This window comes from Chryseobacterium sp. C3 (genome assembly GCF_014218905.1).
Lineage (GTDB): Bacteria > Bacteroidota > Bacteroidia > Flavobacteriales > Weeksellaceae > Chryseobacterium > Chryseobacterium mucoviscidosis.
Window position 1 is genome coordinate 377,241 of sequence record NZ_JACLCU010000001.1, and the last position, 23,290, is coordinate 400,530.

At 33.7% G+C, this 23,290-nt stretch carries 24 protein-coding genes and 1 other RNA gene; 2 read left to right on the top strand and 23 right to left on the bottom strand.

All coding sequences use genetic code 11. From position 1 onward, the window contains the following. Positions 1 to 68: 68 nt before the first annotated feature. From kdsB to H6W53_RS01750, 10 genes are all read right to left on the bottom strand, one after another. On the bottom strand, positions 69 to 791 hold the full coding sequence (gene kdsB / locus H6W53_RS01705) for a 3-deoxy-manno-octulosonate cytidylyltransferase (RefSeq protein WP_185204615.1): 723 nt from the start codon (positions 789 to 791) through the stop codon (positions 69 to 71). A gap of 16 nt (positions 792 to 807) precedes the next feature. Further along, positions 808 to 1,359 (bottom strand): hypothetical protein, encoded by a 552-nt coding sequence (locus H6W53_RS01710; RefSeq protein WP_185204616.1) that lies wholly within the window; start codon positions 1,357 to 1,359, stop codon positions 808 to 810. Between the two features lie 105 nt (positions 1,360 to 1,464). Continuing rightward, complete coding sequence (locus H6W53_RS01715; RefSeq protein ID WP_116099159.1) at positions 1,465 to 2,718, bottom strand: pyridoxal phosphate-dependent aminotransferase; 1,254 nt, start codon at positions 2,716 to 2,718, stop codon at positions 1,465 to 1,467. Positions 2,719 to 2,738: 20 nt separating this feature from the next. Then, positions 2,739 to 3,647 (bottom strand): hypothetical protein, encoded by a 909-nt coding sequence (locus H6W53_RS01720; protein WP_185204617.1) that lies wholly within the window; start codon positions 3,645 to 3,647, stop codon positions 2,739 to 2,741. Between the two features lie 15 nt (positions 3,648 to 3,662). Further along, positions 3,663 to 5,378 (bottom strand): phospho-sugar mutase, encoded by a 1,716-nt coding sequence (locus H6W53_RS01725; protein WP_185204618.1) that lies wholly within the window; start codon positions 5,376 to 5,378, stop codon positions 3,663 to 3,665. Between the two features lie 77 nt (positions 5,379 to 5,455). After that, a complete protein-coding gene (locus tag H6W53_RS01730) occupies positions 5,456 to 5,812 on the bottom strand; it encodes a four helix bundle protein (RefSeq protein WP_185204619.1) in 357 nt (118 codons plus the stop codon). A 73-nt stretch (positions 5,813 to 5,885) separates the two neighbouring features. Continuing rightward, the gene (locus H6W53_RS01735; RefSeq protein WP_185204620.1) at positions 5,886 to 6,587 is read right to left on the bottom strand and encodes a GIN domain-containing protein; all 702 of its coding nucleotides are present in this window, start codon (positions 6,585 to 6,587) and stop codon (positions 5,886 to 5,888) included. Positions 6,588 to 6,593: 6 nt separating this feature from the next. Beyond that, a complete protein-coding gene (locus H6W53_RS01740; protein ID WP_185204621.1) occupies positions 6,594 to 7,322 on the bottom strand; it encodes a DUF3667 domain-containing protein in 729 nt (242 codons plus the stop codon). Between the two features lie 27 nt (positions 7,323 to 7,349). Next, positions 7,350 to 8,300, bottom strand: coding sequence for a glycosyltransferase family 2 protein (locus tag H6W53_RS01745; protein ID WP_185204622.1), 951 nt, complete (start codon positions 8,298 to 8,300; stop codon positions 7,350 to 7,352). Positions 8,301 to 8,317: 17 nt separating this feature from the next. Next, positions 8,318 to 8,917, bottom strand: coding sequence for a DUF4199 domain-containing protein (locus tag H6W53_RS01750; RefSeq protein ID WP_185204623.1), 600 nt, complete (start codon positions 8,915 to 8,917; stop codon positions 8,318 to 8,320). A 131-nt stretch (positions 8,918 to 9,048) separates the two neighbouring features. Here H6W53_RS01750 and ffs point away from each other — a divergent pair. Further along, positions 9,049 to 9,146: signal recognition particle sRNA small type (gene ffs / locus H6W53_RS01755), an RNA gene on the top strand. Positions 9,147 to 9,251: 105 nt separating this feature from the next. Here ffs and H6W53_RS01760 read toward each other — a convergent pair. The 6 genes from H6W53_RS01760 to gyrA all read right to left on the bottom strand — a co-directional run bounded on the left by H6W53_RS01760 (position 9,252) and on the right by gyrA (position 16,383). Continuing rightward, entirely contained in the window at positions 9,252 to 9,938 is a 687-nt protein-coding gene (locus tag H6W53_RS01760; protein ID WP_185204624.1) for a metal-dependent hydrolase, read from the bottom strand. Positions 9,939 to 9,967: 29 nt separating this feature from the next. Further along, the gene (locus H6W53_RS01765) at positions 9,968 to 10,249 is read right to left on the bottom strand and encodes a hypothetical protein (protein ID WP_185204625.1); all 282 of its coding nucleotides are present in this window, start codon (positions 10,247 to 10,249) and stop codon (positions 9,968 to 9,970) included. Positions 10,250 to 10,258: 9 nt separating this feature from the next. Next, positions 10,259 to 11,188, bottom strand: a complete 930-nt coding sequence (menA, locus tag H6W53_RS01770; protein ID WP_185204626.1) for a 1,4-dihydroxy-2-naphthoate octaprenyltransferase — start codon at positions 11,186 to 11,188, stop codon at positions 10,259 to 10,261. Positions 11,189 to 11,260: 72 nt separating this feature from the next. Further along, on the bottom strand, positions 11,261 to 12,097 hold the full coding sequence (locus H6W53_RS01775) for a 1,4-dihydroxy-2-naphthoyl-CoA synthase (RefSeq protein ID WP_076390536.1): 837 nt from the start codon (positions 12,095 to 12,097) through the stop codon (positions 11,261 to 11,263). Positions 12,098 to 12,720: 623 nt separating this feature from the next. Beyond that, complete coding sequence (locus H6W53_RS01780) at positions 12,721 to 13,758, bottom strand: tetratricopeptide repeat protein (RefSeq protein WP_087710290.1); 1,038 nt, start codon at positions 13,756 to 13,758, stop codon at positions 12,721 to 12,723. A 33-nt stretch (positions 13,759 to 13,791) separates the two neighbouring features. Next, positions 13,792 to 16,383 carry a DNA gyrase subunit A gene (gene gyrA, locus H6W53_RS01785; protein WP_185204627.1) on the bottom strand — a complete coding sequence of 864 codons (2,592 nt, stop codon included), beginning with the start codon at positions 16,381 to 16,383 and terminating at the stop codon, positions 13,792 to 13,794. Positions 16,384 to 16,530: 147 nt separating this feature from the next. On the opposite strand from gyrA, the gene H6W53_RS01790 reads away from it, so the two are divergent. After that, on the top strand, positions 16,531 to 16,845 hold the full coding sequence (locus H6W53_RS01790; protein WP_185204628.1) for a DUF4286 family protein: 315 nt from the start codon (positions 16,531 to 16,533) through the stop codon (positions 16,843 to 16,845). Between the two features lie 198 nt (positions 16,846 to 17,043). On the opposite strand, the gene H6W53_RS01795 is transcribed toward H6W53_RS01790, so the two are convergent. From H6W53_RS01795 to H6W53_RS01825, 7 genes are all read right to left on the bottom strand, one after another. Beyond that, entirely contained in the window at positions 17,044 to 17,340 is a 297-nt protein-coding gene (locus H6W53_RS01795; protein ID WP_185204629.1) for a hypothetical protein, read from the bottom strand. Between the two features lie 107 nt (positions 17,341 to 17,447). Continuing rightward, the gene (locus H6W53_RS01800; protein WP_185204630.1) at positions 17,448 to 17,942 is read right to left on the bottom strand and encodes a GNAT family N-acetyltransferase; all 495 of its coding nucleotides are present in this window, start codon (positions 17,940 to 17,942) and stop codon (positions 17,448 to 17,450) included. Between the two features lie 2 nt (positions 17,943 to 17,944). Next, the gene (locus H6W53_RS01805; RefSeq protein WP_185204631.1) at positions 17,945 to 18,442 is read right to left on the bottom strand and encodes a DUF421 domain-containing protein; all 498 of its coding nucleotides are present in this window, start codon (positions 18,440 to 18,442) and stop codon (positions 17,945 to 17,947) included. A gap of 394 nt (positions 18,443 to 18,836) precedes the next feature. Continuing rightward, the gene (locus H6W53_RS01810) at positions 18,837 to 18,971 is read right to left on the bottom strand and encodes a bacteriocin-like protein (RefSeq protein WP_087710302.1); all 135 of its coding nucleotides are present in this window, start codon (positions 18,969 to 18,971) and stop codon (positions 18,837 to 18,839) included. Positions 18,972 to 19,117: 146 nt separating this feature from the next. Beyond that, positions 19,118 to 19,522 (bottom strand): hypothetical protein, encoded by a 405-nt coding sequence (locus H6W53_RS01815; protein ID WP_185204632.1) that lies wholly within the window; start codon positions 19,520 to 19,522, stop codon positions 19,118 to 19,120. A 186-nt stretch (positions 19,523 to 19,708) separates the two neighbouring features. Then, the gene (locus tag H6W53_RS01820; protein WP_185204633.1) at positions 19,709 to 20,689 is read right to left on the bottom strand and encodes an HNH endonuclease; all 981 of its coding nucleotides are present in this window, start codon (positions 20,687 to 20,689) and stop codon (positions 19,709 to 19,711) included. Beyond that, entirely contained in the window at positions 20,689 to 23,220 is a 2,532-nt protein-coding gene (locus tag H6W53_RS01825) for a hypothetical protein (protein ID WP_185204634.1), read from the bottom strand. The genes H6W53_RS01820 and H6W53_RS01825 overlap by 1 nt, the downstream gene beginning before the upstream one ends. Between the last annotated feature and the right edge of the window lie 70 nt (positions 23,221 to 23,290).

Sequence of the window (23,290 nt, forward strand, 5' to 3'; positions counted from 1 at the left end):
ATATAAGGCTTTTTTAATTTGAAAAATTGAAAATGAAGCAATTTGAAAATGTGAATTACATCACGCTTTTAAATTAATCTTCTTGCTTTTTCAAGATCTTCCGGCGTATCTATTCCTACGCCAACGAAATTGGTTTCTATCATCTTGATTTTCATGCCATATTCGAGATAGCGGATGCATTCTATCTTTTCTGAAATCTCCAAAGGTTTCATTTCCAGTTTTGAGAACTGGATCAAAGCGTGCTTTCTGAAGGCATAGACTCCAATATGTTTAAAATAATCAACATTATACGAAATTTCACGATGGAACGGAATCACAGAACGGCTGAAATACAATGCAAAACCATTGTTGTCGGTAATTACTTTCACGTTATTCGGATTCTCAATCTCTTCTCTTTCAGTGAGTTTTATTTTCAATGAAGCCAAAGAAATCTCGTGATTGTCATCCTGATGAAAAACTTCAATTAATTGTTGTAAAGGTTCTAATTTCAGGAAAGGTTCATCTCCCTGAACATTAATCACGATATCACAGTCGATATTCTGCACCGCTTCGGCAATACGGTCGCTTCCGGTTTCATGTTGACCGGTCATTACGGCTTTTCCACCATTCTGAATGATTTCATCAAAAATAATTTCAGAATCTGTTGCCACAAAAACTTCATCAAAAAGACCTGTTTCTACAACATTCTGATAAGTGGTTGTGATAACGGTTTTATCTCCAAGCAACTGCATCAGTTTCGCCGGAAAACGGCTTGCTTCGTATCGTGCGGGAATAACTGCGATAATTTTCATTGATATTGTGATAAATTTAGTTTAAGTAATTAGCTAAAAAAATAATTCCGTAGATCCATGAAATGTAAAGAAACGAATAAAAAAATCCGAAACCGAAACTTTTCAAAAGATTTCCTCTGCAATGTTTTGAATTTTTAAATACCAACCGCAAAGCACGGAAAAAAATCCAGTACAGCATGGCTGCAAACAGTAGAATAACAACCCAGAAAAAGACCCCCAGAATATACAGGAGAAAAGTAAAAAGTATGGTAATAATCAACCACAAAATAATTGAAAGAATAATTTCTCCTATTCCATCGCCTACATCAGGCGGATCGAATTCAAAACCATCTAGTAACGGCATTTTATCTGCTGCCGTTTTCACTCTTTTTTTATTCAGAATATTTCCTACATTTTCTTTAAGCTTCAAGCCAAAATACAAACCTAAACTGATAAAAAGAAAAAAGGCAACGGCTAAAATTGAAGTTGATAAAATAGAGTTCTGAAACAAAGATCTGTGAGAACCAACTCCGGAAATCCAGACACTTAAAACCACTAAAATAACAATTCCTAATGTGGAGTAGCTCAAAAATTGAGTTTCGAGAAAGTATCTTTTAGGTAATCTCATTAAGGCTATAAGTCAAAAAAAGCTTCGCAAAGTATATTCACGAAGCTGTTTATTATATTTAATATTTTATTTTAAAGCATTTAAAGCATTTTCCAGTTTTGGCATCATCACTTCAATTTCATCGATTGCCAAACCTCCTACAGAAGCTCTGAACCAAGGTTCTGATTTTTCTTCTCCGAAAGCAGAGAACGGAACCAAAGCAACACCTGCTTCATTGATTAAATAGAATACGAGATCAGAAGAGTTTTCAATCACCGTTCCGTCCGGTTTTGTTTTTCCTATATAATCTAATTTAATGGTAAGATAAAGCGCTCCCATTGGCTCGATGCTGTCAACAGAAAGTCCTTTTCCTTTCAAATCCTGAATTCCGCCGTGAAGTACTTTCAGGCTTGCTTCCAGTTTACCTTTAAAATCTTCAACAAATTCATTCACGTCCTCAGGATTTTCGTAATATTTTGCTGTTGCTTCCTGTTCTGGTTTTGGTGCCCAAGCTCCAACGTGCGTTAAAAGAGCTTTCATTTTGTCCATGATATGAACCGGACCAAATCCCCATCCTACACGAACTCCTGTTGCGGCAAGACATTTTGAAATACCGTCGATATACACCGTAAATTCTTTCATTTCAGGGAAAAGAGAAACCGGATCTACGTGTTCTGCCCCAAAAGTAAGGTTAGAATAAATCTGGTCGTACATTAAATATAGAGGCTTTTCGTCTTCACCTCTTTTCTTATTTTCCGCTAAAACCAGTTCGCAGATTTCTGCAAGCTGATCTTTTGTAAACATGGTTCCGGTAGGATTCAAAGGTGAACAAAGTGCCAATAAAACTGCTCCTTCCAGATGTGGTCTAAGATCATCTGCAGTCGGAAGGAAATTGTTTTCCGGAGTGGTTTTTACTTCTACGGCATTGGCAGAAGTAAGGTAAGCGTAATGATTATTGTTCCAGGACGGAATCGGATACACTACTTTATCCCCTTCGTCCACGATTGTTTTGTATACCGCATAGATCAAAGGTCTTGAACCTGCCGTAATTAAAATATCGTTGGGAGAATAATCTAAATTCCATCTGGTTTTTAAATCTTTGGAAACTTCTTTTCTTAAAGATAAAAGTCCGTTTGCTGGCGGATAATTTGTCAGATTATTCTGATATGCTTTCTGAATTTCTTCCTTCAATTTTGCCGGAATCGGATAAATATTAGAATTTAAATCACCAATCGTAAGATTCGCGATTTCTGCTCCTTTTGCCTTTAAATCATTTACTTCATTACCAATTTTTACAATTTCAGAACCAATCAGGTTCGCCGCTAATTTTGAAACTTTCACTTTATTTTATTTAAATTTATTTAATATTCTCTTCTAATATTTATTTTTCTTACAATTTCTTCTTCAGGAACTTTTGCATCCAGAAGGCTGATTAATTCTTTTGCCTTTTTAGCTACAGCAGAATTCGGATATTTCTTTATGATCCTATTGAATTCTTTCCTGTTTTCGTCATATATCGTTCCATCCAAAAACTCGTAAGTTGGTGTATTCTCCATACCGAATAAATAATCATACAAATAATTATTGTATATTTCTTTTACTCTGGAAATCAATGAACTTTTAGGATATTTTTTTATAAAATTTTCCCAGAAAACAGTTCTTTCTCCTAACTCTTTCCATGAAATTACCAATCCTGCATCCGCCGAATAAAGACCTTCGCTTTCTTTCGCTAACTGCCCGATATACGTATTATAATCCGGAGTTACTTTGTCTTTAAATACAGAAAAATAATGATCCGGAACCGAATGTATTTCGGTATATCCTTCTCCTACTTCTGTAAATTCAAGATCAGCTTTCTTCAGTTCGGCAATCAGTTTCTTTATATTTTCAGGAAACTTGTAACTGTTGCTTTCGGAATCATAATAATTCACATATTCTTCAAGGATCTTATTCAGACTTTCGCTTAAACAGTCTGTATATTTTTCACGAATCCTGATATAATCTTCGTATAATTTATCATTCTGTTCAGGTGAATTCTGAGTAATTTCTTTTTCAGTTTTCTGCTGATACCACTGAAAAGCTGAAATATAATCTTCCGTCTTGTTCTTGGAAGAACAGACAGTATCAATAGGCTTAAACGAATCCTCTTTTGTTTCTGCTTTTGAAACGGTGTTTTTTTCTATCTTTCCTACAGAAGTTTTTGGGGCTTCTTTTTTGCAGGAAAAAATAAAAATCAACAGAATAAAAGCCGCTAAAATTCTTTTTATCATGAAGATCGAATGAAATTAATCTAATTTCAAATCCTTTCTTACTTCTTCTATTTTTGCTTCTAAAGATTTCAATTTATCTCTGAAATCTGCTTCAGAAGTAATAGAATCTTTTACAGAAATATAAAATTTAATCTTCGGTTCTGTTCCGGAAGGTCTTACGCAGACTTTGGTTCCGTCCTGAGTGTAATAAATCAATACATTCGATTTCGGAATATCGTTCATTACTTGCTTCTCACCTTTTGAAACAATGAAATTAGTCTGTTCTTTAAAGTCTTTTACCTCTTCAACCAATGAACCAGCCAATTCTTTTGGAGGATTTTCACGGAAGTTTTTCATCATATTCTGGATTTCTTCTGCTCCGTCTCTTCCTTTTCTTACCAGATTTACCAATCCTTCATAATACATTCCCAATTCCTGATAAATTTCAATCATGTATTGGTACATCGTTCTTCCGTTGGCTTTACACCACGCTGCAATTTCGCAGGCTAAAACAATACTTCCGCAAGAATCTTTATCACGTACGAAATCTCCGGTCATGAAACCGAAACTTTCTTCGCCCCCGCAAACGAATTTTTCTTTTCCTTCGAAATCACGGATCATTTTTCCGATCCATTTAAATCCGGTTAATCCGACTTTACAATCTACACCAAATCTCTGTGCAATATCAAAGAAAATATCTGAAGTTACGATCGTAGAACCGATGAATTCTTTTCCTGTGATTCTGTCCTGCTTTCTCCATTCGTTTAAAATATAGTACGTAAGGATCGTATTGGTCTGGTTTCCATTCAATAATTCAATTTCACCGTCAAGATTTCTTACTGCAATCCCCAGTCTGTCACCATCCGGATCTGTTCCGATTACGATATCTGCATTGGTAATTTTCGCCAGATCCATTGCCATTTCCAAAGCGGCCGGTTCTTCCGGATTCGGAGAATCTACCGTTGAGAAATTTCCGCTTGGGATCATTTGTTCTCTTACAAGATCAATTTTTTTGAAACCTGCCTTTTCCAATGCCTTCGGAACGGTTGTATAGGTTGTTCCGTGAATGGATGTGAAAACGATGTTTAAATTTTCTTTTCCAACATTCTGATAGGTAGAATTTTCGATACATGCATCAATATACACATCATCCTGCTCTTCCCCGATCCATTCGATTAAATCATCATTTCCGTTGAATTTAATTTCCTCAAATTTCACAGAATAAACTTCATTGATGATTGCTTCATCGTGTGGCGGAACAATCTGCGCTCCGTCATTCCAGTATACTTTGTAACCGTTATATTCCGGCGGGTTATGGGAAGCCGTTAAAACAATTCCTCCGTGACATTTTTTATTTCTCACGGTAAAAGACAATTCAGGAGTCGGTCTGTGATCTTTGAAAAGCAATACTTTAATTCCGTTCGCCGTTAAAACATCAGCCACCAGTTTTCCGAATTCTTTCGAGTTATTTCTTACGTCATAAGCAATTGCCACTTTAATTTCTTCTCCCTGAAACTGCTTTAACATATAATTTGCAAGTCCCTGTGTTGCCTGACCTAAAGTATATTTATTTAAACGGTTGGTTCCGACACCCATAATTCCCCTCATTCCTCCTGTTCCGAATTCCAATTCTCTGTAAAAAGAGTCTTCCAGATCAGGCGAATTGCTGTTGATTAATTCCTGAACAGCGTTTCTTGTTTCCTCATCAAATGTTTCCCCAAGCCATAGTTTTGCTTTTTCTAATGTTGTCATATTTGTATGTTTTTTTAGCTGGACGCTGGAAGTTGGAAGCCGGAAGTCTATTCACGGCATAAGGCTTCCAGCCTTTATTATTCTTTTATTTGGTTTCTAAAAGCTATTATCTGATTCATAAGATTATAGCTCTCATTATATAATTTATTAAAATCCTCTTCTGAAATATAATTTCTATTCTTTGCTTTATAAAGACAGGTTACTGTTTCTGCTAATGAACGGATTGAATATCCCAAAAATTTCCTAAACTCTGCTTTAGACTGTAAAATACTCCCTTCAGAAATATTTAATGCAACTGAATCAGAAGCTCTTCTGATTTGAGAAGTTAAATTAAAGGCTTCGTCTTTAGGAAATTGCAAAGTAAGCTGAAAAATACTTTCTCCAAACTCCATTGATTTTTGCCAAATAATTAACTTTTCAAATTTAAAACTCATTTGTATTATGTTGATTAACAGATTGAAAATTCAAATCCTCTAAACTTCCATCATCCAGCCTCCAACTTCCTACTTAGTCTAATTTCTTATTTTCCACTCTCGTACTTTTATCAATTTTAAAAGCTCTAATTGGATCATTATAATACACAAATTTTGCTGTATTCTGAATATGTCCTTTTAAGGAATCTTTTACATTCACTTCGGCGTAATTTCCGTTTTTAGAATCGATATTCAGGTTTTCAATTTTCCAGTAAGGAGCGATTAAACTTGCTGTATCAGATACTTTAATGACAGCATCTTTGGTTTGCCCCAGAAAATTGGCTCTGCTTCGGTTCATCATTTCCACTTCTGCCCTTCTTGTATTTACCGAACCCATAAATGTAGCATAATTTTTTAAATTAAGCTTAAAATTATCGGTCTTAATTTCGCTCGAAATGTTCATTTCTACAGAATCCGAAGCGATAACTTTTTCAAGATTGTATTTTGAATAGATTGTTACATTATAAAAATCAACTCCTTCTGTTCCTCGTTTTTCTCTGATGGTTAAGGTTTTATCTTTTACATCCACCTCAAGATTATCGGCGACATTAGGATAGGTTTCGATTTCTATAAAATTTTTGTTTCCTCTTGCATAAAACACACGGAATTTTCCTTCCAGATCGAGGTTTACAAATTCTGAAACATCTACGTCCTTCCTTTCAATATTCCCTTTCGGGGAAACTTTTCCGCAGGAAACCGCAGAAGCTATTATGATGATTAAAAGTATTTTTTTCATTTTAAATTATAGGAATTTTTCAATAAACAACATTAAAAAAAGAACTTCTGAAAGAACTAATATGTAAAATACGAGAAGTCTCCAAGCCAACCCTGCCCAAGAGTATCTTTTCCTGAATGCATTTATATAAACGAATGCAAGAAAGAAAATAAATGCAGTTTCCAAAACCCTGTCAATACCATCAGAAATTCCTGAAAGAGGTTTGTAAGTTCCCATGATACTGATGAGATCATCCGTGAGAAAAAAAACAAGAATCCCGATTAAACTTATAGTAGCAATTACAAAATGTTCTGCAAGATTAAACTTTATTTTTTTGAAGACAATCCACCCATTACAGGCAAGAATAGGAATCAGAAGCAATAATGTTGCTTTTGAATATTTTGTGAAAAAATCTATGGTTTTAGAATCTTCTGCTTTTAGATCTATTTTAGCAGTATCAACATACAGATGAAAGGCTATAACGTTAAACCCAAAAAGAATAAGCAACAGCGAAATAAAATTATAATACCTTATTCTTTTTCCGCTGATGTAATTGGTTGCGGTTATTCCGGGTCTTATTAAAATTTCTTTCAACGTATTCAAAAACCTTGCTTCGACATGCCATATAGAGCCTAAAACATCATTTTTGATGAATAAAACCGGAGTTATTCTCGCCGTGTCAGATTTCTGTCCGCAATGAGCACAATACTCATCGGAAAGAGAATGACCACAGTTCAGACAGCGCTTTTTATTCATATTAAATGATTACATCTATTTTTTCCGTTAAATTACTTCGTCAATATTATAATTTTTATGTTCTCTGTTGGTTCTTATGATCATTTCGCCTAAAAATCCTGCAATAAAAAGCAGGGTTCCCATAATCATCATGGTTAAAGCGATAAAAAACCAAGGATTATTGGTAATTAAATGACCATAAATTCCTCTTGCCACATCAATCAGCTTTGAAACACCCAGCCAAAGTGCAGAGAGAAAACCAAAGATAAACATTAAAGTTCCTACCGCTCCGAAGAAATGCATCGGTCTTCCTCCAAAACGACTGACAAACCAAAGCGTTACTAAATCCAGAAATCCTCTGATAAACCTTTCGGTTCCGAATTTTGAAGTTCCGTAAGGTCTCGCCTGATGCTGTACTTCTTTTTCTGTAATTCTTCTGAATCCTGCATTTGCTGCCAAAACCGGAATGTAACGGTGCATATCTCCGTAAACATCAATAGATTTTACGACCTGCTTTTTGTAAGCTTTCAGTCCGCAGTTGAAATCGTGAAGATAAACACCGGAAACTTTTCTGGCTGCGGCATTGAATAGTTTCGATGGTACGTTTTTCGTCATTACATTATCGAAACGCTTCTTTTTCCAGCCGGAAACAATGTCGTAATTATCCTGAACAACCATATTGTAAAGTTCAGGGATTTCCTCCGGAAAATCCTGTAAATCAGCATCCATGGTAATGATGACATCGCCGTTTGTTCTTTCAAAGGCAGCATGAAGCGCCTGAGATTTTCCGTAATTTTTAGAAAATTTAATTCCGTGGATCTGAGGATGCTGTACTTTCAGATTCTCGATAATGCTCCACGAAAGATCCGTACTTCCATCGTCCACAAACCAGATTTCATAAGATAAACTGTTTGATTTACAAACGCTATCAATCCTTGAAAAAAGCTCTTCAAGAGAGGCTTCCTCATTCAGTAACGGAATAACTATAGATAAATTCATTTAATTTTAATAAAAAATTATTCTTGATTTTGTTCTTCCTGATAGATTGTTTTTGTTCTGAAAAACGCTCCGAAAAACACTGACAAAACTACGTAAAATATAAGAATTGCCGCAAAATATCCTGAAAAATGACTTGCAGTAAGCATATCTTTTCCTTTCACCGCCTCCGGAGAGAAGCTTGGAAGCCTTTCTTTGTACTTTTTATCCAGTTCATCAATGTCTTTCTGGTGCTTTAAAACTTTTCTTGCAGAATAATATTCTTTATCCATTTCCGCTTTCTGTCTTGTCACATACTGATAATTCAGCAGTTTTTTCGCGTCTGTATCTACAAAATTTAAGAAAGCATAAATACTGAAAATGGATAAAATTCCTCCGATAAACATGGGAACGAAAGCTCTTTTAAATGCTTCTTTGAAGCTCACCGTTCTGTGGCTGCTCCAGTACGATTTCACCGACCAGAACGCAGCTCCGGCATACAGAATCGGTAAAACGAAAGCGTTGGCTTTCAATGAAATATCAAAATAATTAACTCCTGAAAAGAAGTAATACACCACGAAAAAAACAATCATCGTAGCGCCAAACAGTAAAATTCCTAATGTGGAAGGGCTCTTCGTCATATCTAATTTTTTTGAAAATTTTTGAAAAATTATTGGTCTGAATTTCAGCAAACTACCTCTGCAAGCCAATTTTTTCCATTAATTTTCTTTAATAAAGTTTTGAGTTTTGCAAAATATTCCTACCTTTGCAACGGCAAGTCCTAAACAACCAGCTCCTGAGAATCCTCCAGGGTGGGAACGCAGCAAAGGTAATCGGTCGTAGCGGTGTGATTTAGGTAGCTTGCCATTTTTTATTGGTTTAAGTTGAAGAGAGGTAATTTGATAATTATCTTTTTTTGTTTTTATATACTTCAACATTTTGATTTCTGTTTTCAAATTACCTCCCAACATTTATTTAAAATTCGAACGTCTCTCCCAGTTTTGGTAAAACAAGTTCTACATTTTTATCTTCAAAATGCTTTAATGCACTTTCATGATTAATTTCAATAGCAGGGAAAGTATCAAAATGACATCCGATCACTTTTGGAGTTTTTAATAATTCTGATGCTGCAAATGCTGCCTTTCTCGGGCACATTGTGTAGTGACTTCCAATCGGAAGGATGGAAAGGTCTAAATTACCGTATAACCTTGGAAACAGTTCCATATCTGCCATTACTCCGGTGTCTCCTGCCATATAAAGGTTTTTACCTTCAGGAAGCCTGAAAATATAGCCTACAGGAACGCCTCCATAACTTCCGTCCGGAAACGAACTTGTATGATGAGCCGGAACCATAGAAATTTTAAGATCATCGATTTTTGCTGACCCTCCTAAGTTGACATCGTCTGTATTTTTTGCATTTTTGAAATAACCGCAGATTTCGGGAACTGCAATGACGGTTGCTTCAGGATGGTGTTGTAAAACTTCTTCTACATCCGCAATGTGATCTCCATGAGCGTGCGTTAATAAAATATAATCGATCTTCTGTGCAGAAATATCGAATCCAGATTCTGCTTTTTTATAGTTGTAGAATGGATCTGATAAGATTGTTTTGTCTTTGTACGTGAACAAAAAGCAATTTTGTCCTAAGTATTGTATTTTCATTTTAATTTATTTAAAAATTATATTTTGATTTAGTCTGAAATTGTTGAATTAAATAAAATCTGAAATATCATGAAGCCCGTAAGCATCAAGATAAAAATCTGGATAATAAGGAATTCCTTTATCAGCTTTATTTTTCCTGCTAAAAAAAGCACCGCCATAACCGCGTTTGCCAAAACAGCAATCAGGATTAAAAATGGCAGAAAGGCAATCTCTGAGAGTGACGCCCCGTCCTGCATTTCATTAATTAAACTGTAAATTATAATGAATGCTGCTGCTACGGATAAACAGGAGGTAATTTTTAAAGCGGTCATATTATTATTTTAACCAAACAGATTAAGTCCTGCAGCAGTAAGAGCTGCAATCATAAACGTCATGATTCCTACCTGTTTCAGGAAAGGATCCAGTTCTCTGGGATTTTTTACGGTCATAATCTTTCTTCTGATTTTCATCAAAGGAATCATTAAGATCATGACAATAAACACTTTGTAATTCTGCGTCTGGAAAAAACCATTGACTCCTAAGAACAACAAAATTAAAATCAGAGGAAGCTGTAAAAGAATCATTTCATAAATCATTGCATTTTTGAAACCGATTCTCAGTGCAAAACTGTTTTTCCCTGATTGTTTATCGCTTTCAATGTCTCTCATATTGTTCAGGTTCAGAACAGCCATGCTCATCATTCCGATTGCGGTTCCGGGCAATAACATATCCCAACTGAACGATTTGGTAAACAGGAAATAACTTCCGCAGACAGAAACCAGACCGAAGAAAATAAATACAAAAATATCTCCCAATCCCATGTATCCGTAAGGTTTTTTACCCACCGTATAACCAATTGCGGCTAAAATGCTCAAGATTCCCAAACCGATGAATATGTAAAATTCATTCATATAATCGGGAATAAACGCCACATATAAAAGGGCTACTGTTGCTATAAATGATAAAACGGAGAAAAGAATAACTGCATTTCTCATCTGTTTTGCCGTAATTTTTCCTGAGGCTACTGCTCTTGCTTCTGCTTCTGTTGCTCTTTTGGCATCGGTTCCTTTAATTCCGTCTCCGTAATCATTGGCGTAATTAGAAAGGATCTGATATAATAATGTTACGACTAATGCCAAAGCAAAAATTCTCCAGTCCCAAATTTTACCTTCACCATAAAGCCTCCATTTTGCAATGAAAGCTCCCATAATAATTCCGCTGAGCGACAACGGCAACGTTCTAAGCCTTGCGGCTTTTATCCAATCTTTCATAATGTATAAGTAGTGAGTAATTGGTAATAAGTAATGTTCTTATTGCTCATTACTCATTGCCAATTACTTGTGTTAAGATATCCATTGATCGTCTCCGAAATTCGGTTTTCTTTTTTCGAGGAATGCATTTCTTCCTTCTTTTGCTTCTTCTGTCATGTACGCCAAACGTGTTGCTTCACCTGCGAAAACCTGCTGCCCAACCATTCCGTCGTCTGTAAGGTTCATGGCAAATTTCAGCATTCTGATGGAAGTCGGAGATTTTGCAAGAATTTCCTGTGCCCATTCATAAGCTGTATCTTCCAGTTCTGCATGAGGAACCACTTTATTTACCATTCCCATTTCGAAAGCTTCCTGAGCTGAATAATTTCTGCCTAAAAAGAAAATTTCACGGGCTTTTTTCTGCCCTACCATTTTTGCAAGATAAGCAGATCCGTAACCACCGTCGAAACTGGTAACATCGGCATCAGTTTGTTTGAAAATTGCGTGTTCTTCACTCGCTAAAGTTAAATCGCAAACCACATGAAGCGAGTGTCCTCCACCAACAGCCCAACCCGGAACTACCGCGATTACGACTTTTGGCATAAAACGGATGAGACGCTGAACTTCAAGAATATTTAAACGGTGCCTTCCGTCTTCTCCTACATATCCCTGATGTCCTCTTGCTTTCTGATCTCCACCGCTGCAAAATGCCCAGCCTCCGTCTTTCGGACTTGGTCCTTCTCCTGAAAGCAGGACAACTCCAATTTTAGGATCTTCATAAGCGTCGTAAAAAGCATCGTATAATTCTGAAGTTGTTTTTGGTCTGAAAGCGTTACGAACTTCCGGTCTGTTGAAAGCAATTCTTGCTACCCCATTACATTTTTTGTATGTAATATCTTCGTATTCTTTGGCGGTTTTCCACTCAATCATTTTTGTAAAAATTTTTCTCAAAGATACGGAATTGCAGAGAATTTTAACATTGATTTTTGATGATAATCGTTGGAATTTTGGTTCTAATATTAGCTGTTTTTGATGCTTGAAATTATTTTAACCTGAGTTCGGGATAAGTCTTATTAAACGCAAGGTTAAACAAAGAGATTCAATTATCAGGAATTAAGCTTTTAAGATATACAAAGGCGTAAAACTTATCAAAGTAATACTATTTTTGTCTTTTTTAAATAAACGAAGTGCCTTTGTTTAGCTTACCAACTTTCAATAAGTAGAAAAATCTTTTGTTTTTCTTTGCGATAAATTAGTATAATGCGATAAATCGACTATTTAAATTTATTTCTTATCCGAACTAAGGTTAATATTATATACTTTTTGGCTGAAAAAATTGAATAATGCTGAATATTTGAAAACTAACTTTATTTCAATACAAAACCCAATTTTTTTTGAGGATTAAATTTGGGCAATAGAATAAGATTCTTCAATACGCTTCGCTTCTTTCAGAATGACAGAATATTACTAAAGCAAGAAAATATTTGTTTCTATTGAATAAAAAAACCGAAACAAAGATGTTCCGGTTTATACTTAATTGTAAGTATCTGAAATTATTTAGCAGGCTGTTTTGCTGCCAATTCAGCTTCTTTAGCTTTCATTTCATTATACTTGGCTGTATTTTTAGATGTATTATACACATCCTTCATTACCTGAACCGCTGTAATATCGTTTGGTAATGCCTGAAGCCATTTTTCCCCGTAAGGAATTGCTTTTGTAAACCTTTCTTTTCTTGCTTCAATTAATTTTGTAGCATCGTCCGGTTTTGTTTTTCTTAATGCATTGATTTCAGATACAGCTTTTTCATCGTCTCCGATTACTGTGTATACTAAATTCTGATAAGCATTAGCAAAATCAGGCTTTAACTCGATTGCTTTCTGGAAAGATGCGATGGCTTCTGTTGACATTGCAGGATCTTTTGCCTGAAGAACTCCTAAATTGTACCAGTTGGTCGCATCATTAGGGTTTTTAGCCAATTGTTCCTTTAAATTCGCCATGAATTTTTCTGTATTTCCGGATGCATACAGCGCACTTCCCTGATATTCTTTCAGTTTAGAGCTGTTTGGAAATTTAGCAAGTCCTTTTTCAATTAATGCTAAAGCTTCATCATTTTTCTTTGCATTGATTAATAAAGTGGCTAAAGTTTCATATAAATCCTGCTCAACACTTGGAGACTGTTCCGTTTTAAAATCTGAATAGTCTTTTGATGATGTTTTCTTTAATAATTCCCAGGTATTTTTATCATAACTGGCAACCTGACCTGTTTTGTTGTCTTTTGCCGTATAAGTGGTTTCAACACCTGTATAACCGGAACTGATCAAATCTGTATATATTTTTGTAGCCTGAGGAATATCGTTTGCCAAAGCATAGTTCAATCCTGAGTAATACATATATACTTTATTGTCCTGTCCGTTAGCTTTCAACAGGTTGTAAACTTCCATAAATTTAGGAGCCGCTGCTGCATAGTTTTTCGCGTTGTAAGCGTCCATGGCAACTTTATTAGCTTCCTGAAGTTTAGCGTTAGTATCTTCTTTTTGTCCAAAAACAAAAGCAGATGCCACGATAGCTATCCCTAAAATTAGCTTTTTCATAATCACTATTTTATATTAATTGTACAATATTAATTATTCTTCCGAATCAGAATTCTCAGTTTCCTCTGCCGGATTTTCATTTTCAGCTTGAGGAGCATCTGTATTGTCTTCCTGGTTATCAAATAGCGTTCCTACAACCCCTTCCTCATTTTCTTCAGATTCTTCTTCTACTTCTTTATCCATTTCTACTTTTGCAATCGCAGCAATTTCGTCATTCTTTTTAAGATTAATCAGTCTTACGCCCTGTGTATTTCTACCCATCACTCTCATTTCGTCCATTCCCATTCTGATGGCAACTCCCGATTTGTTAATGATCATCAATCCGTCTTCATCTGTTACATTCTGAATGGCAATAAGATTTCCTGTCTTTTCAGTGATATTCAGCGTGATAACTCCTTTTCCTCCTCTGTTGGTAATTCTGTAATCTTCTACCGCAGTTCTTTTTCCGTATCCTTTTTCAGATACCACAAGCACTGTTTCTTTCTCCACATCATTTACAACAATCATACCGATTGCTTCATCGTCTTCTTCCATTGCAATACCACGAACTCCGATAGATCCTCTTCCTACTTCTCTTACTTTTTCTTCTGGGAAACGGATACATTTACCGTTTTTCGTAGCAATCATGATCTGCGAAGTACCGTTCGTTAAATAAGCACCTAACAATTGGTCATTGTCTCTGATCTCAATTGCATTCACCCCATTTACTCTAGGTCTTGAGTATGCTTCCAGCGAAGTTTTCTTAATGGTTCCGTTTTTCGTTACCATCACAACGCTCATCTGGTTTACATATTCAGAATCTTTTAAGTTGTTGGTTCTGATGTAAGCTTTGATCTTATCGTCCGGTTCAATGTTAATTAAGTTCTGTACCGCTCTTCCTTTAGCCGTTTTGGAGCCTTCCGGAATTTCAAATACTCTTAACCAGTAACATCTTCCTTTTTCTGTAAAGAAGAGCATATATTGGTGGTTGGTTGCCGAAACAATATATTCAAGGAAATCTGCATCTCTTGTAGTTGCGGCTTTGTTTCCTACACCACCTCTGCTCTGGATTTTGTATTCTGATAATGAAGTTCTCTTAATGTATCCTGCGTGGGAAATGGTAAGAACCACAGATTCATTCGGGATGATATCTTCGATAGACATTTCACCACCTGAATAATCGATTTCGGTTCTTCTTTCATCGCCGTATTTTTCTTTTACTTCAGTTAATTCATCCTTGATGATCTGGAATCTTCTTGGTTCGTTTGCCAGAATATCTTCCAAATCTGCAATTTCTTTCATAATTGCATCATATTCATCACGGATCTTGTCAAGCTCCATTCCTGTTAAACGGGCAAGACGTAAATCTAGAATTGCCTGAGCCTGAATTTCGGAAAGCTCAAAAGCTTCGATCAATCCTTCTTTCGCAGCCTGCGGATTGGCAGAGTGACGGATGATTGAAATCGCTTTATCTAAAGAATCCTGAGAACCGATCACTTTCATGAAACCTTCAAGAATGTGCGCTCTTTCTTTAGCTTTTCTAAGCTCAAACTGAGTTCTTCTTACAATAACCTCATGTCTGTGCTCTACGAAATGATGAATAATGTCTTTTAAGTTAAGCTGCTCCGGTCTTCCGTGAACCAATGCAATATTGTTTACACTGAAAGAGGTTTGAAGTGCTGTATATTTATAAAGTAAGTTCAGAACAACATTCGGGATCGCATCATTTTTAAGTTCATAAACAATACGAAGTCCTCTTCTGTCCGATTCGTCTCTGATTTCGTAAATTCCCGGAATTTTTTCTTCTTTTACCAGTTCCGCAGTTCTTGCAATCATCTCCGCTTTGTTTACCTGATAAGGCACTTCGTTTACGATGATTGCATTTCTGTTTCCGATTTCTTCAAAAGCTACTTTTGCTCTCAGAACTACTCTGCCGCGACCTGTATGGAACGCATCTCTAACGCCGTCGTATCCGTAGATAATTCCCCCTGTAGGAAAATCCGGAGCTATGATGTGATGCATGAGTTCATCAATAGTAATTTCTCTGTTGTCGATATAAGCGCAGATTGCGTCTACAGCTTCTGATAAATTGTGCGGAGCCATATTCGTCGCCATACCTACTGCGATACCGGAAGTTCCGTTTACTAAAAGATTCGGAATTTTTGAAGGTAAAACTGTTGGTTCCTGTAAACTGTCGTCGAAGTTATTCTGAAAATCTACCGTTTCCTTATCCAGATCCGAAAGAACCTCATCGGAGATTTTTTTCAGTCTTGCCTCGGTGTAACGCATTGCTGCAGGCGGATCTCCATCCATGGAACCGAAGTTACCCTGTCCGTCTACCTGCGGATAACGCAAGCTCCAGTCCTGAGCCATTCTTACCATTGCATAGTATACAGAGTAGTCTCCGTGCGGGTGATATTTACCTAAAACGTCTCCAACAATTCTCGCAGATTTTAAATACTTTCGATTAGAAAAAACCCCTAGTCCATACATACCGTAAAGTACTCTTCTATGAACGGGTTTCAAGCCATCTCTTACATCCGGCAACGCTCTGGAAACGATAACCGACATCGAATAATCGATATAAGATGACTTCATTTCATCAACAATGTTGATAGGAATCAGTCTTTCTCCTTCTTTTTGCATAAACAATTTTATTATAATGATAGTCAGACCCTTAGATATACGTCTGAAAATTATTTTTTTTGTATTTTTATTAACGGGCTAATTTACGAAAAATTTGCCGATTTTTGCGGTAAAATTTATCTACAGAATCTTAAAAATTCATAAAATATGAGCATATTAAGCATAACGTTCCACTGCACAAAAAATAATCTTGAAGCCTGGGAAAATTATATGGATGAAACCCTGGTTTTAATGACGGAAAATCTGATGGACGTTAACCAATATATTCTTTCTGAAGTACACAGCGATTATATTGAAGAGGGAAAAAATTATAATCTCCTTCTTATTTTTGATAATGATGAGCTGAGAGAAGATTTCATCAAAAGCGAAATGGAAAATATTGCTGAAAGAATTGAATCAAAATTCGGACAGGAAGTTATGATTTTCAATACTTTTCTGAATCCTAAGAAATCGAGGCTTTAAAAGGTTGAGATTTAGATTTAGATTTAATAAAAAAAAAGGCTGTATTACTATCATTACAGCCTTTTTTATGTATATTATCAAAACTCTTTTTTAATGGATTTGCTTTCAAAAATCAAATGTGTAAGAGAATGAACGATTTGTCAAAGCTTAACATCTGTAAAATAAAAAAGCACTGAAAGTTTTCAATGCTTATATCTTTTATAAATTAACAATAACAACAGGTCTGCTGTGATAGACTCTCTGCGGTCTTGGAGCATAATATACCCTTCTTGCAGGTCTGTAATAATGTTTTTTATAATAACGTCTCGGTGGTTTGTGATACACTACCGTTCTGTAGTAAGTTCTTTTTGGTCCGTGATAATAATGTTTTTTTGGACCGTGTCCATAACCATGTCCTCTTCCGTGACCATGACCTCTCTGTAAAGGAGCAGCATTGTACAGGACAAAGGAAAAAACAATTAGGAATATTCCCAAAATTTTAGTCAGCATCTTCATAAATATATATTTTTCAAATTACGATATGAAAAATTACAATCCAAATGCCAATAATTAATTATTATTACTTTTATGTGAATATTTAAGAAACTTTAGTATTTTTTATGTTAAAATACATTCTCACTTCTTCTTTCAAGCATAATAACATCTTTCCACTCACCATTAAGCTTTCCTATTTTCTTTCTTGTTCCTACAATCCGGAAGCCATTATTCTGATGCGCTTTCAGAGCGCCTTCGTTTTCCGGAAATATGTTTACCTGCAGCGTCCAGAAGCCGTGATCTTCGCTGTCGAGAATCATCTTTTTTAGCAAAACAGAGCCTAATCCTTTTCCCTGATAATCATTATCGAAATACACACTTACTTCAGCAACGCCTTTGTAGCTTTCTCTTTTGCTTACGGGTTTCAGGGCGCACCAGCCAACAACTTCGTTGTTTTCATTTTCCAAAACCCAGCGACAGTCATTATAATAATCCATATTCCATGCTTCGGCAGTCGGAACGGTTGTTTCGAAGGTCGATTTTCCGCCTTCGATTCCCTGTCTGAAAATTTCTAAAACTCTGGCTTCATCTTTCGGAAGCATTTCTCTAAGCTCGTAGTTCATGGCTAATGATATTTTCGTTTGTTTTTTATTTTAATTCTGGAATAATGAGTCTGCTTGCTTTTGTTATCCTCGGAAACCACGCTGATGTTTCCATCCACTTCCAATACCGCAATTCCTCCCACACCATGTTCTCTCACGGCTTCTTCCAGTTCATCGGAAGTTATTTTTACTTTGTTTAGCGCTTTTTCGTCTACTACTCCATCTTTAATAAGGATAACGGGATCTTCTTCCATGAAGCTTTTAAAAGCAGGACTTCTGAACATGAATCTTTTTAAGGTAAAATTAGCCGCAAAAAGAACCAGAGCAGCAATTAAACCACCCTGAAGCGAAGTATCCTGTCCTACCATAGCGTTCTGGACAGCGTTGGAAATCAGGAGCAGCAGAACAACATCTCCCGCGTTAAGCTGCGAAAGCTGATTTTTCCCGAAAACACGGATTCCGATCACCATGAAAAGATAAACACAGAGCGAACGCAGAACGATATCTAAAATAGGATTCACAACAGTTTTTATTATACTATCAAATGTATAAATTTTTACCGTCTGTTTGAGAAGCTGGAAATAAAAAGTTTAGATTTACTCAAAGGGCATTTGCTGAAGCTGTTAAAACAAAAAGGTAGAAAACTTTATGAAATTTATATGTTTAGAAATTTTATCGCAAGATGTTCGGCGTTCCGTAGGAACGCTATCTTAAGAACGTTCATTTTACAAGTCTTTTGAAGAACAAAAATTGCTCGATTAAAAAAATCAATGAGTGAACAGTTTATGCTGAGTTTGCCGAAGTACCGTTGCGAACAAAAAATATTTTCAATGATTTCAAAATAACTTTTGCGAACTTCGTGTTAAAAATTTTTGAAGCATAAAAAAACCGCCTTCTAAAAAGCGGTCTGAATTGTTAAGGACATTGTGAAATCTGAGCTTCACTGCAAACAAGCTTGTTGATTCTTTCGCAGAAAACGCAGTATTGTTTTGGCTGTCCGCCGTTTACCGATTTCAAATCTGTCTTGCTTAGCTTCTTCAAATTTTTCATATTGTTTTAATTTTGTCTGATTCAAATATATAACGAATATTTTTCTTAGTTATTACAACTTTACGTTTAAAATTTTCATTATTTACACCTAAAATAAAAAAGCCATACAGAATTTGTATGGCTCAGTATAAAAGATTTTATGAATGTTATCTGTTGTCTATCTGTACGGTAACTGGCATTACATAAGTATAGGCAATGGTATTTTGATCTTGGTTTAGCTTTTTCTGCTTCACCTTTAAATTGGTCAGTACATTTTCGATTTCTTTACTTACATTCTTACAATCACCTGTTGAATGAACATTAACAATTTTTCCGCTTTCTGTGATATTAAATTTTACTTCTGAATTCACAACGCCATGTTTGTACTCATAATTGGTAAAGTCAAAATTATTTAACAACTCTTTTCTAATATCTGTAAAAGCATCATTTTTATTAAGCTTGATTTCCTGAATTAAATTACTGTTTTTGACCTGTGCTTTTGTATTTGATGTAAAAACTCCAATTCCAAATATAAATAAGGATGCAATAAATATCTGAATTTTATTTTTCATAACTCTTTGGTTTTAAATGTTATATTAAACTTATTTACTATTTCTTTACCAAAGATATATAAAATAATTTACAATAATTTCACATTGAGTTAACATTGAGTTAACATTGTAATTTAAACTATTGATTTTCAGATGAATAAAATTTTAAAATTTTTGAAAATTTAATATTGGGAAGAGAAATTTAGTTTAAAAACTCTTTTTGAGCTCTTCAATAATGTCATGCTTGAATTTTGAAAAAGGTCGTTTATGGTAATCATCTTCGTTGGTTTCAATACCAAAAATCATGCGATAAGCTTCTTCTTGTGATAAATTTAAACTTTCAAAAGTTTTATTGCAAAGAATGTCTAAATAGTTTTTGGAGTATTTGTAGCGTAAATCTAAGAGATCTCTCAATTCTTTGTCTGAATGTACATTGTAGATTTTTTCTAAATGCAAATCTGAAAATGTTTTTTCAATTTTTTCTTTAGAAGCTTTATCATTTGTTGAAATATTTATTTTTACATTGTTTTCAATAAAATTCTTTTTTCTAAAGCTGAAAGTAAATTTTTTCTCTTCATCAGAAAAGGAATAAGGATGCAAGTGACTTTTTAGTGTAAAATTGTTATCTAATTTCTTTTTATTACAGTTTCCACAAATAGGAATTAAATTATAAAAACTTAAAGCCAAAAGGGGATATTTACTTTGACTAAAAAAATGATCATATTCTGCTCTTGCAGTTTTCTCATTTGTATTTCCTATTGTTTTTACATAATTTCTATTACAATAAATACAAGTATGAATGTCTAGTAATTCTGCTAAAAAATAATTATTACTTACATATTGTCTGTAGTTAAAAACTCTTTTTAAATTCAATATTTTTTCATGATATTTTGTGCAGTAACTTTTTTCATTTTCTTTTAATGCTGTATAAGCAAAATATTCACTCTCTTCAAAATTAGTTATATAATTGTTCATAAATTCACTATTTATTTCAATTAATCTTTTTGGTTTTGAAGTAATAATCTCTTTTATTTTTTCTTTTGTTAGACCTATTTTATTGATTAAATTATTTTTCTCTATATCGTCTATATATATATTACCATCTTTCCTTATTCTAGGAAAGATTTTGTTTTTAATCTCATTATAATACAATAAAGCTTTGGTATCTGAATATAATATATTAAGCATTATCTTATATTTTCAAGTTTTTCTAATTCTTCTTCAATTTCACGTTTTCTATTTTCTAAAATTTCTTTTTTTAACCAATAAGATGTAGCTTCATTATACATTTCTTCTAATTTTGATTTTAATAATGGCTCATCGATCAATTGAATTATTTTGAAGTTTTCCTTAAAATTTTTATTTTCATCTTTTTCATCTTTTAAAATTTCTTCAATATCATTGTATTTTTTTGTAAGCTCTTCATTATTTTGATTATCACTATTATTGAATTCTAATATTTTAATTTCATCTTTAATTTCTGTGATTTTATTCAGCCAGTCTATCGTTTTCTCAATCTTTCCTTTCGCAAAATCACCTATCAAACCATCTCCAATGAAAAAGCTATCTGCTAATAAATCTGTGATGTTTGCCGCAAAAGTATTTTTATCTTTAAATTCTGCTGGTTTCCCTTCTTCTAAAAACAATACATTCTGCTTTGGAATATCGGATAAGATAAACGGTGAGTGCGTAATAAATTGAACGTTTATATTTTGAATATTTTTTAATTGGATGCTTTTTAATTGAAACAATAGATTATTTATAAATTGTCTCTGCATTTCGGGATGTGCGTACAATTCTATTTCATCTAAAATTATGTTGATATTTTTATATTGTATTAAATTGTGATTTACAGAATCTAAATTATGCAAATGATACATCAAAGAACTTATGGTATAAATTTGTTGTTTTTCTCCTGAACTTAAATAATCAAACCTACTTCCATTTTCAAAAATAAAACTGCATTTTAAAAATGAAGGAGGTGCTAATTCTTCAGATGTTAAAGAATCATTTTTTATTTTTTTCTTCATCTTATTTCTTACTTCCGAAATCTCCTCACCCGATAAAGAAAATGTATTTAAAGTCTCTGAATCTCCATAACTCTCAGAATCATTATAAGTATATAAATCATCTCTTAAAAAATTAAATGCCTGTCTCAATTTTAACGTAATATGGCTTCTATCTTCAACAAGTTTTTCTATAAAGTCTTTATATTGTATTACAAAAAGACGGCTATCTCCATGGTTTATTAAATTGTATTTTTTTTCATTATTTAATCTGTTTAATTGTATAACATCTTCTTCTACCTGACCTATAATTCCATTTTCTTCTCTCAGTTTTTCAAAATCAAGAATAGCATCTATATCATCATTAATTAATCCTTTCGATTGAAAATCTTCTTGAATTTCCTTTATTTTTTTGAGTTCAGAATTACTTAATTGATCATAACCATATCTGAAACGATAGGAATTGTCCATACCATTTTTTTCATTAGAATTCCCTTCAATATAAATACTCTTATAATCCTTATATTTTTTTAAATCTTCATCATTTATTTTTTTATCTTTTATAAGATTATCTACTTCGTATTTTTGCTTTTGATATTCTTTTAATTTTTTTTCATTTAAACCCAAAGGTATTTTTATAAGATGTTTTTTTGAATAAATTTCATATCTCTCTAAAATATTAATTATCTTTTTAACTAAATAGTTTACACAATTACTATCCCAATCTTCTTTTGTATACTCATATATTTCACCCTTAAAATATTTTTCATACAAAGGCTTAATTAATACTTTAATAAATTTTTCATCAATACCTAATCCCATATGTCTTCTTAAATTCCTCAATATATTAGGATCAACTTTTACTGAAGATCTAAAAAAGTAATCTTCCAAATCTATTTTTTTTGTTATAAATTCAATTTTCTTTATTTTGGAAGCTAGATATAGTTCATAGCCTTCTATAGAAAAAACATTCCCTAAAAGTCTAGAAAGAGTTAAATAAGTATCACTGTTTATATCTATAATTCCTCTATTCCTAAATGGATTGATAACTACGGGCATTTGGTAAGCATCATTTTTATGAAATACATTATCTAAATTAAATCCCTTAAAATCTTTTGAGTTAAATGCGTGTAAAGAATAATTAAATATTAATGTGTAAAAGAATAGATGTGAAAAATCGGATTTATTAAATTCTTTATTTTCTTCATTTAATTTGAAAACAGAATCACCTTTTTTAAATCTACTATAAACTAAATCATTTTCAGATTTTTTTAGGGATGATAATTTTCCAATTTTCAAACAAAAAATAATATCATTTCCAATTTCATAAAATATTTCAGAATTAACTAAAATTTTCCTACTTTGTTTTGGAATAAAATCGAATTTTTCAGACAACATATACAAAAACTCCAAAATCTTTTCCACCAAAGCACTTTTTCCGCTTCCGTTTTTACCAACAATTGCAGAGATATTTACATTTACTTTTTTATTTTTATTATTTGGTTCATTAAAAGAATACAAATTTACCTCTTGGGTGTTATTGTGTTTAATGCTTTTAACTTCTAAAGCTGTATTTCCAATAATTTCAGTTGTAGCATTTTCATCAGAATAAAAAGTGTAGTTATTGTAGAATTTATATATAAAATTGGTTTGTAGGTTTTTTAAAGTAGTTCCTTCATTAAAAAAGCGTATAGCTAATAATTTAAAGCTCATGTTTATTCGTTTTCCCCAAAAGTAAATAAAAAAACCGCAACATACATTGCGGTTTTCCATAAGATATTTA